Origin of the sequence: Streptomyces sp. CAU 1734 (assembly GCF_039888735.1) — a bacterium.
Classification (GTDB): Bacteria; Actinomycetota; Actinomycetes; order Streptomycetales; family Streptomycetaceae; genus Streptomyces.
The window spans coordinates 71,719-86,903 of the sequence record NZ_JBDQQP010000003.1 but is presented as its reverse complement, the minus strand read 5'-3'; the positions used below and the strand labels follow the sequence as shown (position 1 = coordinate 86,903).

The window sequence follows — 15,185 nt, the reverse complement described above, 5'->3', positions numbered from 1 at the left end:
GGTGCGCCTTCTCCGTCCGCTCACAGCGGGCCGAAGCGGTAGCCGAAGCCGCGCAGCGTCTGGATGTAGCGGGGGCTCCCGGGCACGTCCTCGATCTTGTTGCGCAGCCGCCGGACACAGGCGTCGACCAGTCGCGCGTCTCCGTGGTAGCTGTGCTCCCACACATGCTCCAGCAGTTGCTGACGGCTGAACACCTGCTCGGGGGCGGCGCTGAGGTGCAGCAGCAGCCGCAGCTCGGAAGGGGCCAGGGCGAGCTGCCGGCCCGACTTGGTGATGGTGAGTCCCGCGCGGTCGATGGCGAGATCGCCGTGGACCCGCATGGTCTGCCGCCCGGTGCCTGACTCGTCGATACGGCGCAGCACCGCCCGTATCCGGGCCTCGATCACCTGGGTACGGGCGGGCTTGACGATGTAGTCGTCGGCGCCCGCCTCCAGCCCGATGACGACGTCGAAGTCGTCGCCCCGGGCGGTGAGCATGATGATGGGCAGCTGGCTGGTCTCCCGCACCCGGCGGCAGACCTCCACGCCATTGACCCCGGGCAGCATCAGATCCAGCAGCAGGAGATCGGGCCGGAATTCGCCGAGCACCGCGAGTCCCGCCTCTCCGGTGGCGGCGGTCCGTACATCGTGCCCCCGGCGGCGCAGGCCGAGCTCGACCCCTTCGCGCACGGAGGGGTCGTCTTCTATGAGGAGCACGCGTGGCATGGGGGCAGTATGGCAAAGAGCGGTCCCGGCGCCGGGCGGGACGGCCGCGAAGGCGCCGGGCGGGAGCGGCGGGAGCGGCTTCGAACCCGGCGAGCGGGAGCGGCGGCGCGGCGGCGCGGCTTCGATCCCGGCGGGACGGAGCGACCGCCCGCGAACCGGCGGAAGCGGTCCCGGGTGCGGCCCGGGACCGCACCCGGGATTCTCACCCGCACAATTGACCGATGACCTTCACCTCCCGCGGTCCATTCGCGGCTCCCGGCGAGAAGAGCCGGGGAGTGTGGCGTGCGCTCGCCGAAGTGATCGGCGGCGCGGTGCTGATGCTCCCCAACACGGTCTTCGACTGGGGGCTGAGCGGCTCGCTCTCCGGCGAGACGCAGATCCTGCTGGGCGCGGTCGTCCTCGCGCTGCTGGCCGTCCGCCGGCGCTTTCCGGTCATGAGCCTGCTCGGAGCGGCCCTGGTGCTGGGGGTGCTGCCGCCCGCCGGGCTGCCGGCCGCGGTGATCGCGTACACCACCGCCAAGCGGCTGGTGTCGCAACCGCGCCGGACCTCCGTGCTGCTGGCCTCGGCCGTCCTGCCGATGGTGATCTGGGCGGCCCGCGCGCCGGGCGAGAACCTCGGCGGCCATGCGCTCGGGCTCGCCCTCGGCGCCGTGCTCGCGGCCACCGCGCTGATGGTGCCGGCGCTGGTCGGGACCGCGAACGAGCAGCAGAGCCGGCTGCTGAGCGCGCTGCGCGAACGGGCCGTCGCCGCGGAAGCGGTCCGCCGGCTCACGGACAGCGAGTCCCGGATCCACGAGCGGTCGCGGATCGCCGCCGAGATGCACGATCTGGTCGGCCACCGGCTCAGTCTGGTCTCGCTGCACAGCGGCGGCCTGGAGATGGCCCTGCGGAAGGAGTCACCCGAACTGCGCGACGAGGCGGCCCTGGTGCGCCGGGCCGCCGGGGACGCGATGCGCGAGCTCCGTGAGGTGCTCGGGGTGCTCGGTCCGCTGGGGCGGGACACCGGCACCGGCGCCCTCACCGACACCACGGGCACCCGGTCCGACATAGAGACCCTGGTCGAGGAGTCACGCCGCGGCGGTGTTCACCTCGATCTCAGCTGGGACGGCCCCGATCTCGCCGACCGCCCGGCCCGGGTACGGCGCGCGGTGCACCGGGTGGTGCGCGAGTCGCTGACCAATGTGCACCGGTACGCCGCCGGGGCGCATGTCACCGTGGCGGTCACCCACGCCGGCGACCGGGTGGACATCCTCGTACGGAACGGACTGCCGCCGGTGACCGCGGCCGGGTCGGCCGGGCCGGGCACCGGGCGCGGTCTCGTCGGGCTGAGGGAGCGGGTGTCCCTGCTCGGCGGCACCCTGGAGGCACGTCCGACCTCCGTCGGGGGCTTCGCGGTCACGGCCCGCATCCCCGCGCGCCCGGATCCGGAGACGGCGATCGCCGGGGACACCGCACCGGCCGAACCGCTGCCCGAGCCCGTCCCCGAGCGGGCGGTCCGCGGTGTCCGGCACCGGGCGATGAGCGCTCTCACCGGGCTGCTCGGCCTCGGGGGTGTGGGGGTGATGATGATGCTCGGCATGATCCTGGTCAGCCTGGCACAGCCGGACCCGGAGCCCTTCGACTACCACGAGCCGCCCCGGATCGGCGTCTCCCGGGAGGAGTTGGAGGCGATCGGGGACGGTGACCATCCACTGGCCCGCGCGGCGGCGACCGGCCGGGAGCCGGCCCGCCCCCGGTCGGCGACGAGCTGTGTCTATCCATGGGTGGACAGCGTCGTCACACCGGCGGCCGGAGCGGCCGCGCCGGGAGCCGGAGAGGCCGCGGAGAGCACGGAGGGCTCCGGGCACCTCAGGATCACCCGATACTGTTTCCGCGACGGCAAGCTGGCCGTGATCGATCACTTCACCGTGCCGGTGGTGTCGCAGACACCACCGTGGGAGACCCCGTGACCGCGTTCTCAGAGCTCTCGGATTGCTCCGGGCACTCCGCTCCCGCCGACCGCCCCGTCCGGGTGCTGCTCGCCGACGACGAGGAGCTGATCAGGCATGCCGTCGGGCTGATTCTGCGTCATGCCGATGGCGTCGAGGTGGTCGGTGAGGCGGCGAACGGCGAGGAGGCCGTACGGGTCGCCGCCCGGACCCGGCCCGATGTGGCGCTGGTCGACATCCGGATGCCCGTGCTCGACGGGCTCGCCGCGATCGGACCGCTGCTGGCGCTCCGGCCCCGGCCCCGGGTGGTCATGCTCACCACCTTCGGCGACGACGAGAACGTGGCGCACGCGCTGCGGGCCGGCGCCACCGGCTTTCTCCTCAAGGACGAGGGCCCGCAGGAGCTGATCCGCGCGGTACGGGCCGCCGCCGCGGGCGACGCGGTCCTCTCCCCCGGTGTCACCGGCGCCGTCATCGAGCGGATGCTCACCACCGCCCCCGGCGCGCCGGGAGCCGGGCGGGCGCCGGACACCCGCGCCGATCAGCGTCTGGCCGCCCTCACCGGCCGCGAGCGCGATGTCCTGGCGCTGCTGGCGGACGGTCTCGCCAATCTGGAGATCGGCCACCGGCTCGGCATCGGGGTGGGCACGGTGAAGACCCATGTCAGCGCCATCCTGGAGAAGACGGGCACGGAGAGCCGGGTGCAGGCGGCGGTGCTGGCGTACCGGGCGGGGCTGCTCTCCTGAGACCCCGCCGCGCACGCGGCCTCTGCCGAAGGACAGAGCCGGCCGTCCGCCCGCAGGAGTAGGCGGGGCGGTGAACCCGCCTTCCGGCAGATGCCGTCTTCACCCCCTGAGGCCGATGGCCCGGGCGCCCGGCGCGCCGAGGATGGGAGTCACACCCACCCCTTCCTCTCACCGCTGGAGCAGCCATGTCGGTACCGGCAGCCGCGTCCGCACCCACCGTCCCGCCGGTGGTCTCCGCCGCCGGGGCCACCGCCCTGAGCAAGGTGTACGGCCGGGGCGAGGCCCGGGTCGTCGCCCTGGACTCGGTCTCGGTGGAGTTCGAACGCGCCCGTTTCACCGCCATCATGGGTCCGTCCGGATCGGGCAAGTCGACCCTGATGCACTGTGTGGCGGGGCTCGACTCGGCCTCCTCCGGCTCCGCGCGCATCGGTGACACCGATCTGTCCGCGCTGAATGACCGTCAGCTCACCCGGGTACGGCGGGAGCGCGTCGGTTTCGTCTTCCAGGCGTTCAATCTGCTGCCCACGCTGACGGCGCTGGAGAACATCACCCTGCCGATGGCCATCGCCGGCCGTATGCCGGAACCCCGGTGGCTGGAGACGATCGTGGCCAAGGTCGGCCTCGCCGGCCGGCTGAGCCACCGCCCCGCCCAGCTCTCCGGCGGACAGCAGCAGCGCGTCGCGGTGGCCCGCGCGCTGGTCTCCAGCCCGGAGATCATCTTCGCGGACGAGCCCACCGGCAATCTGGACTCCCGCGCCGGGGCCGGGATTCTGGCCTTTCTGCGCGATTCCGTACGGGAGCTGGGCCAGACCGTGGTGATGGTGACCCACGATCCGGTGGCGGCGTCCCACGCGGACCGTGTGATCTTCCTCGCCGACGGCCGGATCACGGACGAACTCCTCAACCCGACCGCCGAGCGCGTCCTGGACCGCATGCGGTTCCTCGACTCCTGACCTCCGCCGTCACACCCACACCCACACGACAGGGTCCGACCGGCGTGCTCACCCGCCCGGACTTCCCCCACCCACCCCAGGACCGGGATCCACCATGCTGCGTACCGCTCTGCGCAATGTCCTCGCGCACAAAGCCCGATTGAGCATGACGGCCCTCGCCGTACTGCTCGGCGTCGCCTTCGTCTCCGGCACGCTCGTCTTCGGCGACACCGTCGTCCAGGCACTGCGCGGCGCCTCCGCGAAGAACCTCGCGGGTGTGGCCGTCTCCGTACAGGCCGAGTCCGAGTGGACGGAGGACGGCGAGGCGGGTGAGGGCCGGTCCACCGCGCTGACCGCCGGTCTCGCCGACCGGATCCGTGCCCTTCCCGGTGTCACCTCGGTGCACCCGGTCGTCAACGGCACCGCCACCCTGGCGGCGCGGGACGGCCGCCCGCTGAACGCCGACAGCAGCTGGCAGAATCTGGCGGTCAACCACTCACCGGACAACGGACGGAGCGGCCCGGACAGCCGCTTCCCCCTCTGGGGCGGACGCGGTCCGGCCGGCCCCGGCGAGATGGCCCTGGACCGCCGTACCGCCGACCGGGCCGGCCACGGCATCGGTGACACCGTGCGCTTCGCCGTCGACGGCCCCACCCTCACCAAGAAGCTGGTCGGCATCGTGGAGACCGACGATCCGCGAGTGACCGCCGGCGGGACCCTCGCCCTCTTCGACACCGGGACCGCCCAGCGGCTCTTCCTGCGGGCGGGCCGGTTCGACGAACTGACCGTCGCCTCGGCCCCCGGCACCGACAACGACGCACTCGCGCGGGCCATCGGTGAACTGCTGCCCGCCAAGGGCGTCGAGGCGATCACCGGGGCACGGCTCGCGGAGGAGCAGGCGGAGCAGATCGCCGAGAACACCAAGGGGCTCACCCGGCTGCTCCTGGTCTTCGCCGGGATCGCGCTCTTCGTGGGTGTCTTCATCATCGCCAACACCTTCACCATGCTGATCGCCCAGCGCGGCCGGGAGACCGCGCTGCTGCGCGCCGTGGGGGCCTCCCGCCGCCAGGTGGTCCGCGCGGTCCTCGCCGAGGCCGCTCTCCTCGGACTCGCCGCCTCCGCCGCCGGGTTCGCGCTCGGTCTGGGGATCGCCACCGGGCTGCGGCCACTGCTCAACATGAGCGGCGCGGGCCTCCCCGGCGGTCCGCTGGTGATCTCCGTGAACACCCTGGCCTGGTCGCTCGCGGTCGGTGTCGGCGTCACCGTGCTGTCCGCGTGGCTGCCGGCCCGCAAGGCCGCGCGGATCGCGCCGGTCGAGGCGCTGAGCACCGCCGACCAACCGCCGTCGGCGCGCGGCATGGCGCTCCGCAACACCGTCGGAGGACTGCTGGCCGGCCCGGGGGTCCTCACCATGCTGTACATCTCCACCCTGGAGAACGGCGGCGAATCCCATCTTCTGACGGCCGCGCTGGGCTCGGTGCTCACCCTGACCGGTGTGATCGTGCTCGCGCCGCTGCTCTCCCGGCCGCTGGTCCTGCTCGCCGGCGCGGTCACGGCCCGGTTCTCCGGCGTCACCGGGAAGCTCGCGAGCCGGAACGCGCTGCGCGACCCGCGCCGCACCGCCGCCACCGCCTCGGCGCTGATGATCGGACTCACCCTGATCACCGGTCTCCATGTGGCCGGCGACTCCACGGAGGCGGCGCTCAGGGACGAGGCGGTACGGGGGCTGACCGCCGACTACAAGGTGTCCAACGCCGCGCGGGCCGGCATCGAACCCGCCCTGGGCGCGCGGGTCGCGAAGGTCCCGGGCGTCGCGGAGGCCGTCCCCGTCGCCTCCGCGGTCCTGGATGTGCGGGGCGAGTTCGTCACGCTGACCGGCGCCGATCCGCGGCGGTTCGGCAAGGTGTCCGACATGAGCTTCGGCAGCGGCTCACTGGCGGAACTCGGCCCCGGCGAGGTGGTGCTCTCCGGCGCGCTGGCCGGGCGGACCGGGCTGGCGACGGGCGACACCTTCACCGGCGCCCTCGGCTCCGACGGCCTGCGGAAGAAGCTGACCGTCGCCGGTGTGTACGAGTACAGCCGTGCCATCGGCCATGCCGTGGGCACCATGACCGATGTCCGGCCGCACGCCGAGGGCGGGACGTACGACAGCGTTCTGGTCAAGGCGGACCCCGGACGGCGCGCGAGCGGCCTCGACCGGGAGATCCGGGAGGCCCTCGGCAGCAGTCCCCTCCTTCAGGTGCGGAACCACGAGCAGCTGACCAGGGCGGAGTCCGGTGCGGTCGGCCAGATGCTGAGCATGATGTACGGGCTGCTCGGGACGGCCGTCGTCATCGGGGTGCTCGGGGTCGTCAACACCCTGGCCATGTCGGTCTTCGAGCGGACCCGGGAGATCGGTCTGCTGCGCGCGATCGGCCTCGGCGGCAGGGGTGTGAAACGGATGGTGTGTCTGGAGTCGGTGGTGATCTCGCTCTTCGGCGCCGTCCTGGGCATCGGCACCGGAATCTTCCTGGCCTGGACGTGCGGCAGCCTCGCCGGATCCTCGCTCCCGGCGTACCGGACGGAGCTGCCCTGGGCCCGGCTCGGCCTGTATCTGCTGCTCGGTCTGGTGGTCGGGGTCCTGGCGGCCGTGTGGCCGGCCCGCCGGGCGGTCCGTCTGAACATGCTGGAGTCGGTCAATGCGCGGTGACACCCGGGTGGCCGGCCCCACCCCCTCGGCGGACCGCACGGCCGGCCCCACCCCCTCGGCGGACCGCACGGCCGTCACCCGGCCGTCAAGGGCACGGGCTCTGCTCGCCGCGGCGAGAACACCCCGCCGGCCGCGTCTGTCGCCGGAGATCGCGCTCATCGCGCTGAGTTACTGGATCTACTCCATGATCCGCAACACCGTCCCAGAGCAGGTGTCCGCGGCTCAGCGGAACGCCCAGTGGGTGTGGGATCTCCAGAACACGCTCGGTCTCGGCTTCGAGCGCTCGGTGAACCACGCGCTCAACAGCGTCGAATGGCTCATCGTGCCGATGAACTACTACTACGCCACCCTGCACTTCGCCGTCACCCTGGGTGTGCTCGTCTGGGTGTACCGCACCCAGCCGGGACGTTACGCGGCCGTCCGGACCGCGCTCTTCCTCACCACGGCCGCCGCGCTCATCGGCTACTTCCTCTTTCCCCTCGCCCCGCCCCGGCTCTTCGACGGCGCCGAGTTCGTCGACACCGTCCTCGTGCACGGCACCTGGGGCTCGCTGGCCTCCGACGAGATGGCGGAGGTGTCCAATCAGTACGCGGCCATGCCGTCCATGCACATCGGCTGGTCGGCCTGGTGCGGTCTGGTCCTGCTGCTCCTGGCGCGCCCGGCCCCGGTCAGGGTCCTCGGTGCGCTCTATCCCCTCGCCACCTTCCTCGTGATCGTCGCGACCGGCAATCACTTCTGGCTGGACGCGGTCGGCGGTGTGCTGTGTCTGGCACTCGGTCACACCGCCGCCCGCCGCTGGTACGGAGCTCATCCGCACCGCCTGCCGGCCGTGCCGGAGCTCTCCGGAGCGCGTCCCTGAACGGCGTGGCGGCCCCGGACGGATGAACGCCGGCAGGACCCCGCACGCCGCGTGTGCGACGGCGGGGTCCTGCCGGGGCGGCCGGGAGTCACCGGCGGGTTCCCGCTCACGGCCGCGGTCACCGGTCAGCCGGCCGCCCCGGGCCCGCTCACCGCGTCCGTTTCCGGCCGGGGCTCCTGCGGTCCTCTCGCCTTCGGGATGTCGTCGCGGTTCTCCGGGACGACGGCGGACTCGCCGCGGCTCTCCAGGACGACGGCGGACTCCAGCGGCGAGGCGATCTCCTGCTCCTTGCTGCGGGACGCCCAGTCGCGGATCCCGATGAGCACCATCACGAAGAAGATCGCGTAGACGATTCCGGAGAAGTACAGCTCGGAGTGGATCGCCAGCGGCACCCCGACCAGGTCGACGGCGAGCCAGGCGAACCAGAACTCCACATAGCGGCGGGCCTGGGTGTACATCGCCAGGATCGAACCCACGAAGATCCAGGCGTCCGCGAGCACCATCCACCAGGGAGCGCCCGGGTAGAACGACGCCTCGGTCGACTTGAGCAGAGCGCCGAAGGCGAAGGTGCCGGCGACCATGGCGACGAGGAGTACGGAGCGCTCCCGCCACGATGCCCAGCGGACGTTGATCGTGCCTTCCTTCTCCCGGCTGCGCCGCCATGTCGCCCAGCCCCACGAGGCCGATGCTATGATCACAATCTGCCGGGCGGCGTTGCCCCCGAGGTCCACGTTCAGACTCGCGATCAGCAGCAGCACCGAACCGAGAATCTGGACCGGCCAGGCCACGAGCGAGCGCTTCAGGGCCAGCCAGACAGTGGCCAGGGCCAGGATGTTGCCGAGGAAGTCGGACCAGTAGACGGCCAGGCCGAAGAAGCTGAACTGCTCATTCAGCCACTCGAATGCACTCATAACTCACACCTTTGTTCGTTCGGAGCAAGGCTGGGAGTGGGGGGCTGCGGACCCGTACCGGGCCGGTCGTGAAGCAGGGAGTCCGGCGGTGGGCGCCGGTTCCGTGCGGAGTGAGGTCTCTCAGGGAGAGAGGGTCTTCCCGTACGCGGCGAGCGCGCCGGTACGGACGCGGCGCCCGCGGCCGGAGGCGAGAAGCTCCTCCGACCGCAGGACGTCCCGGCGGGCCGCGCGTATCAGATCGTCGGACGAGGCGAACTTCACCGTGTCCCGGATCCGTGCCACGAACCACACTCCGACGCGCTCGCCGTAGAACTCGTCCGATGTGTCGTGGCAGTACACCTCGACATGTACCTCGATGGTGTCGCAGAAGGTCGGGTTGGAACCGATGCTGATGGTGCCGGGGTGGACGACGCCGGACGTGTGGCGGACGACCCAGCCGCTGTAGATCGCGGCCGGCGGGACCACCGAGCCGGGGTCGGCCGCGACATTCGCGGTGGGGAAGCCGAGCCCGTGACCCCGGCCGGCGCCGCGCACCACCGTGCCGGTGAGGTGCGCCAGGATCTCCTCGGTGTCATCCATGGGGAATGAGCTCGCGGAACTGACTGGTGTGGAAGACGAGCGGCTCCACGCCGGGGAACAGCTCGGCCGTGAGCAGTTCCATGAGCACGATCTCGTGGTCGCCGCCGTCGTAGGTCGCGCTCACCCTGGCGGTCAGCCAGAGCGCCGCGTCCTCGATCAGCACGGCGCCCTCGGGCGTCCTCTTCCAGGCGACACCGTCGAATCGGTTGCCCTCGCGGGACGCCAGCCGGCGGCACAGTTCGCCCTGGCCGCGGCTGAGCACGCTCAGCCCCAGTTCGGACGCGCCGGCCAGGCGCGGCCAGGTGGTCGAGGTGCGGGCCACACTGACCGCGGCCATCGGGGGCTGGAGCGATATCGAGACGAACGAGCTCGCCGCGAACCCGACCGGCTCGCTCCCGCGCAGCGCGCTGATCGCGACGACACCGGTCGGGTAGGCCCCGAACGCCCGTCGCAGCGCCGCCGCGTCCAGCTCCGCGGGCGCGGACGCCTCGGGCGGGTTGTGGGCAGACGTGGCCATGGTCTTCGACATCCTCTCGTCTCGATTTCTGTTCTCAGTGCCGGAACCGCGCCGCGGGGTGGCTGGCGGGCAGTGCGCGGTCCGACGCCCCGGTGAGGCGCTCGCGCAGGCTCTCGCCCTCCGTGTACTCCCCGCGGAAGACGCCGCGGGCCCGCAGGATCGGCAGGACCGACTCGACGAAGTCCGTCGTGGACACGGGCTGGACGGTCGGGGAGAGCAGGAATCCATCGAGGTCGGCGCCCTGGGCGAGGCCGCAGATCTCGTCGGCGATCTCCTCGGCCGTGCCGACCACGGGCCGCGCGCCGACACCGTGGGTGTGCCAGTCGGCGAGGACGTCTCCGACCGTCTTGTCCGCGAAGCGGGCCACCTGGGTCTGCGACAGCTCGGTGGAGAGCTCCGCCATCGGTGTCTCCGGCGCGTGGGAGGAGAGGTCGATACCGGTGAACATGGCGTAACTGGCGACGGTCACCTCGGACCGCTGGGCGTCGAGGATCTGCCGGTAGCGCCGCTCGGCGTCCGATGTCGTCGCGCCGACGACACAGGAGAACGCCGACATCACCTTCACGTCGTCGGCCCGGCGGCCGGCCTTCACCGCCTCCTGGCGGATGGCGGCGGTGTGCCCGGCGAGCTGCTCGGCCGTGCCGCTCCCGATGAACATGCACTCACCGTGCCGGCCGCCGACCCGGCGCCCGGCGGGCGACGCCCCGGCCTGGAAGAGCACGGGCGTGCCCTGCGGGGAACGCGCGGTGTTGCCGTACCCCTCCGAGCTGAAGAACGGGCCCTTGTGGGTGATGAGGTGGACCTTGGCGGGGTCGGCGAACCGGCCGCCCTTGTCCTTCTCCAGCGCGTCCGGCTCCCAGGCCCCTTCCCAGTACTTGTAGACGACGTCCAGGAAGTCCTCGGCCATCCGGTAGCGGTCGTCGTGGGCCACCATCTCCATGCCGAACGCCTTGACCGCGGTGTCGGCGGTGCCGGTGGTCACGATGTTCCAGCCGATGCGCCCGCCGGAGAGCTGGTCGAGGGTGGCCATGCGGCGTGCGAAGGCGTACGGGGGTTCCACCAGGGCCGAGCCCGTCATGACGAGACCCAGATGGGTCGTCGTGGACAGCAGCGCGGACGCCACGACCACCGGGTCGAGCCGCGGCAGGTCGAGGGTCTCCTCGGTGGCTATCGGCGGGCGGGTGCCGTCGATCTCGGACCAGCCCCAGGCGTCGGCGAGGAAGAGGAAGTCCAGCTTGGCGTCCTCGCAGACCGCGGCGAGGTCGCGCCAGTACTCCAGCGTGTCGAAGAGGTGCCGCCGGCTGTCGGGGTGACGCCAGGTGGCGGTGCCGCTCGCATTGGTCTGCGCGTTCTCGAAGAGGCCGATCTTGAGGTTCTTCATGGGTGGTTCTCCGTAGTGCTGGTGGCTGCCCCGGCGGGGGTGTCAGGGAGCGGAGGTGATGGCGGGTTCGTCGAGCTGGGCCGCGTACGGCATGGAGGTCTGTGCGCCGAAACCGGTGGTGGCGTGCGAGGCCGCGCGCACGGCGCGCTCGACCGCGGCCCGGAGGCCGGTGCCGCGTCCCAGCGCGTCCGCGAGGGCCCCGCAGAAGGTGTCGCCGGCGCCCACCGTGTCGACGGCGTCCACCGCGGGCGCGGGGATGTGTGTGGTGCCGGCGACGCCGGCCTCCTTCAGGACCGCGCCGTCCGCGCCGACCGTCACCACGACGGCCCGGCACGGCAGCCCGGCACTCTCCAGCAGGTCTCTCACCTCGTCGAGACCGGCGGGCCGGCCGGTGCCCAGGAGCGAGGCGAGTTCGCCGAGGTTGGGTACGAGGACATCCACCGCGGCCAGCGCCCCGGCGCCGATCGGGCGGGCGGGGGCGGGATTGAGGACGACGACCCCGCCCTGCTCACTGGCGCGCAGGATCGCGAGCTCGACCACGTCGGAGGCGATCTCGTTCTGCACGAGGACGATCTCCCCCGCGGAGCGGACGAGCCGGGACGGCAGGTCCTGGACACCGAGGCCCGCGTTGGCACCCGGATTCACCACGATGGTGTTCTCGCCGGCGTTGTCGACCACCACCGCGGCGATCCCGGTCGTGGTCCGCTCGTCCGAGCGCACCGCCGTGATGTCCACGCCCTCGGAGACGAGCGCGTCGAGGATGGCGGCCGCGTCCCCGCCGACCCGGGCGACGAGACGCACCTGTGATCCGAGGCGGGCGGCGGCGACGGCCTGATTGGCGCCCTTGCCGCCGACCCCCTCCACGAAACGCCGTGCGAGCACGGTCTCACCGGGGCGCGGCAGGTCCTCGACAGTCAGGACGAAGTCGCGGTTCACCGAACCGACGACGGTGATGAGCGACATGTGAGCTCCTTTGGGAGATCGATTTCCGACATGCTGTACCAGCTCACCCGTGCCGTCAAGTAGCCTCGTGCTGCCCGATCACCCAGCGGCCGTGACGCTCCCCGCCCACCGACCGACAAGGACACCCACGTGACAGCGCCCCGACTCATCGATGTGGCCGAGGCCGCCGGCGTCTCCCGTGCGACGGCCTCACGTGTTCTCGCGGGCACCCGGCGGAATGTCGACCCGGACCTCGCGCGCCGGGTCGAGGAGGCCGCGGACCGGCTCGGCTACCAGCCGAACCATTCGGCCCGGGCGCTCCGCACCGGCGCGACCGGCACCATCGGCGTCATCGTGCCCACGCTCGCCAACCCCTACTTCGTCCAGCTCGCCGACGCCATCGCGCAGCAGGTGCGCGGCGCCGGCGGCACCCTGGTGGTCTCCGACGCGGCGAACGACACCGCGATAGAGGCGGAGCAGATCGACACACTGCTCGCCGGCCGGGTGGACGGCCTGTTCGTGGTCCCCGTGTCGGCGGGCGCGTCCGGACCCGCCATCCGCGAGGCCGCGGCCCGCCGTCCCGTCGTCCTCTTCGACCGGTGGGCCACCGGGTCGGGCACGGTCGCCGTCACGCTCGACAATGTGTCCGCGGTCGGGCTTCTCGTCGATCATCTGGAGGGCATCGGCAGGCGGCGCATCGCTCTTGTCGCCGATCAGACGTCCTCCGCGGGTGCCGAGCGGCTGGCGGCCTTCACCGAGGCGCGGGGCCCCGGGGCCACCACCATCCTGCTGCCCAGTTTCACCACCGACGCCGGACGGACGGCCGCGCGCCGCATCATCGAACAGCGCGACCGGGTCGACGCGGTCGTCTGCGGAGCGGATGTCCTCGCCGTGGGCCTGGTGAGCACACTGCACCGTTCATCGGTCGCGGTGCCCCGGCAGATAGCGGTCACCGGCTTCGACGACACCGAGATGCTGAAACTCCTGGACCCGCCCATCACCTCCATCCGCCATCCGCTGTCCGCCATGGCCGAACGCGGTCTGACGCTGCTTCAGGCGTCCGCCCGCGAACGGAGCGAGCGGATCGAGCGCTTCCCCCCGGAGCTCGTCGTCCGCGCGTCGACCAGCGAACTCTGACGAGTGGTCAGCATGGCCGCGGCCGGGTACGGATCCGAAGGCGTGCCCGTGCGGAGGGCCGGCGGCCGTTGTGCGAGGGTGGCCGCATGACGTGGAACGGTGACGAATACCAGGCGAGGTTCGACCGCCTCGCGGCGAGCGGGGACGATGTCCACGGCGAGGCGGAGCTGGTGCTCTCCCTCGCGCCCGGGACCGTGCTGGACGCGGGGTGCGGCACGGGGCGGGTGGCGATCGAGCTGGCCCGGCGCGAAGTCGCCGTCACCGGAGTGGACATCGACGAGTCGATGCTCGCCACCGCGCGGCGGCTGGCGCCGGAGATCACCTGGCACCGGCGGGACCTGGCCGGCCTCGCGCTGGGGCGGTCGTTCGATGTCGTGGTGATGGCGGGCAATGTCCCCCTGTTCACCCCGCCGGGCACGGAAGCGGATCTGGTCGCCGGGGTGGCGGGCCATGTCCGGCCCGGCGGTCATCTGATCGCCGGCTTCTCCCTCGGCCGCGGCTACACCCTGGACGAGTACGACGGCCACTGCCGCGCGGCGGGGCTCACCCTCGAAGCCAGATACGCGACTTGGGCGCGTGACCCCTGGGCCGGCGGCGACTACGCGGTCTCGGTGCACCGCCGCCCCTGACCACGGGGCCCGCCATGCGCCGCGCCCCCGGTTCCTCCTCGGCCGGCACGGCTCCATCGGCCGCCGCTTCTCAACCCGTCGCCGTGGATGCGCGCAGTGGTGTGATCCGCGAGCTCGCCGGGCACTCGCCGGTCCGCCGGTACGTCACGGTGCCGTCGGTGATCGTACGCGGGGGCCCCGACGTGCGGCGGACGGCGGGGGTGGTGAGGCACGCCGGATATGGCGGACGAAGTCGGCCCCGGTGGGACCGGGTCGAGGAATCCCCCCCGGGGACGGGGGCGTCAGCCGCGCCGGCGGCCTGCGGGCCGCCGCCCGCGACCACTCCCCGCTCTCCGCCGCCGCCGACGGCTCCCCATGCATCGAACGCGACTGGACGACAGCCGGCCGCCCGCCCGGGACGGGTCCGGTCCCGGCCGGGTCGCGGAAGGCGGGGAGCCGGGCCGGCGGCGTCACCGGCGGATGCCGTCGTACGGCGTTGAGCGTGCGCCCCCCTGGACATTGTGCGGTTGTTGAACGGCGCCGGGCATCGTCGTTTCCGCAGGTGCGAGATCCGCCCCGCACACGAAGGGAACCCCCCGACATGCGCAGAATCATCGCCGTGCTCGCCACTTCCACCGCCCTCGCCCTCGGCACCGCCCTCCCGGCCAACGCCGCCTCGGACACCCCCGGCACCTCCGGCAGGGGCGACCAGTGCGTCGCCGATGTCACCACCAAGAAGGTGACCTGCTTCGACACCTTCCGCCAGGCGGCGAAGGCCGGCTCGAAGGGGGCCGTCACCACCGCCGACAACCCGGCGGAGCTGACCGCCGCGCTGGCGCGCGAGGACTGGGGCACCGGCCGCACCTGGCTCGGCACCGCCTCCTGGGACGCCGACCACCTGGGCGACTCCCTCTACTTCTGGGGCAACCACGCCTGCGCGACCGGCAATGGCGAGGACTACGCCTGGGAGCTGGGCGGCAGCCGCTGGAACGACCAGATCAGCTCACTCACCCCCAGCTCGGTCTGCTGGATCACCCTCTACCAGCACTCCCAGTGGGGCGGCGCCGTGAGCGAGCCGTACAAGTCCCCCGCGTCGAACCTCGGCTGGTGGAACGACCGCACCTCCACGATCTCCTTCGGCTGATTCCGGATCACCCCGCGCGGGGCCGGTGCCGGGGCTTCCGCCCCGGCACCCGCCCCCACGGAACCCCTCGGGCGCGCTACCGAAGGCCACCGGCTCGTGACCGTGCAC

General features: G+C 72.5%; 14 protein-coding genes. 8 read left to right on the top strand and 6 right to left on the bottom strand.

Going from position 1 to position 15,185, the window contains the following annotated elements; translation table 11 throughout:
* Positions 1 to 20: 20 nt before the first annotated feature.
* The gene (locus tag AAFN69_RS06610; RefSeq protein ID WP_347727358.1) at positions 21 to 704 is read right to left on the bottom strand and encodes a response regulator transcription factor; all 684 of its coding nucleotides are present in this window, start codon (positions 702 to 704) and stop codon (positions 21 to 23) included.
* Positions 705 to 925: 221 nt separating this feature from the next.
* Here AAFN69_RS06610 and AAFN69_RS06605 point away from each other — a divergent pair, with 221 nt between their 5' ends.
* The 5 genes from AAFN69_RS06605 (at position 926) to AAFN69_RS06585 (ending at position 7,858) form a co-directional block, all read left to right on the top strand.
* Positions 926 to 2,653, top strand: a complete 1,728-nt coding sequence (locus AAFN69_RS06605) for a histidine kinase (RefSeq protein ID WP_347727357.1) — start codon at positions 926 to 928, stop codon at positions 2,651 to 2,653.
* A complete protein-coding gene (locus tag AAFN69_RS06600) occupies positions 2,650 to 3,378 on the top strand; it encodes a response regulator transcription factor (protein WP_347727356.1) in 729 nt (242 codons plus the stop codon). Before AAFN69_RS06605 ends, AAFN69_RS06600 begins: the two co-directional genes overlap by 4 nt.
* 185 nt (positions 3,379 to 3,563) lie before the next feature.
* Entirely contained in the window at positions 3,564 to 4,331 is a 768-nt protein-coding gene (locus AAFN69_RS06595; protein WP_347727355.1) for an ABC transporter ATP-binding protein, read from the top strand.
* A gap of 94 nt (positions 4,332 to 4,425) precedes the next feature.
* Entirely contained in the window at positions 4,426 to 6,999 is a 2,574-nt protein-coding gene (locus tag AAFN69_RS06590) for an FtsX-like permease family protein (RefSeq protein ID WP_347727354.1), read from the top strand.
* Positions 6,989 to 7,858: a phosphatase PAP2 family protein gene (locus tag AAFN69_RS06585; RefSeq protein WP_347727353.1), complete on the top strand. Its 870-nt coding sequence runs from the start codon at positions 6,989 to 6,991 to the stop codon at positions 7,856 to 7,858. Before AAFN69_RS06590 ends, AAFN69_RS06585 begins: the two co-directional genes overlap by 11 nt.
* Positions 7,859 to 7,983: 125 nt before the next feature.
* Here the strand turns inward: AAFN69_RS06585 and AAFN69_RS06580 are convergent, their stop codons facing one another.
* The 5 genes from AAFN69_RS06580 to AAFN69_RS06560 form a co-directional block, all read right to left on the bottom strand.
* A complete protein-coding gene (locus AAFN69_RS06580; RefSeq protein ID WP_347727352.1) occupies positions 7,984 to 8,769 on the bottom strand; it encodes a nicotinamide mononucleotide transporter family protein in 786 nt (261 codons plus the stop codon).
* 120 nt (positions 8,770 to 8,889) lie between these two features.
* Positions 8,890 to 9,348: a riboflavin kinase gene (locus AAFN69_RS06575; protein WP_347727351.1), complete on the bottom strand. Its 459-nt coding sequence runs from the start codon at positions 9,346 to 9,348 to the stop codon at positions 8,890 to 8,892.
* The gene (locus AAFN69_RS06570) at positions 9,341 to 9,865 is read right to left on the bottom strand and encodes a flavin reductase family protein (RefSeq protein ID WP_347727350.1); all 525 of its coding nucleotides are present in this window, start codon (positions 9,863 to 9,865) and stop codon (positions 9,341 to 9,343) included. The genes AAFN69_RS06575 and AAFN69_RS06570 overlap by 8 nt, the downstream gene beginning before the upstream one ends.
* A gap of 34 nt (positions 9,866 to 9,899) precedes the next feature.
* Positions 9,900 to 11,246 carry an NtaA/DmoA family FMN-dependent monooxygenase gene (locus tag AAFN69_RS06565; protein WP_347727349.1) on the bottom strand — a complete coding sequence of 449 codons (1,347 nt, stop codon included), beginning with the start codon at positions 11,244 to 11,246 and terminating at the stop codon, positions 9,900 to 9,902.
* Between the two features lie 42 nt (positions 11,247 to 11,288).
* A complete protein-coding gene (locus tag AAFN69_RS06560) occupies positions 11,289 to 12,209 on the bottom strand; it encodes a ribokinase (RefSeq protein WP_347727348.1) in 921 nt (306 codons plus the stop codon).
* A gap of 129 nt (positions 12,210 to 12,338) precedes the next feature.
* Here AAFN69_RS06560 and AAFN69_RS06555 point away from each other — a divergent pair, with 129 nt between their 5' ends.
* The 3 genes from AAFN69_RS06555 (at position 12,339) to AAFN69_RS06545 (ending at position 15,077) form a co-directional block, all read left to right on the top strand.
* On the top strand, positions 12,339 to 13,325 hold the full coding sequence (locus AAFN69_RS06555; protein WP_347727347.1) for a LacI family DNA-binding transcriptional regulator: 987 nt from the start codon (positions 12,339 to 12,341) through the stop codon (positions 13,323 to 13,325).
* Positions 13,326 to 13,411: 86 nt separating this feature from the next.
* Entirely contained in the window at positions 13,412 to 13,954 is a 543-nt protein-coding gene (locus tag AAFN69_RS06550; protein ID WP_347727346.1) for a class I SAM-dependent methyltransferase, read from the top strand.
* A gap of 580 nt (positions 13,955 to 14,534) precedes the next feature.
* Positions 14,535 to 15,077 carry a hypothetical protein gene (locus tag AAFN69_RS06545; RefSeq protein ID WP_347727345.1) on the top strand — a complete coding sequence of 181 codons (543 nt, stop codon included), beginning with the start codon at positions 14,535 to 14,537 and terminating at the stop codon, positions 15,075 to 15,077.
* Positions 15,078 to 15,185 lie beyond the last annotated feature (108 nt).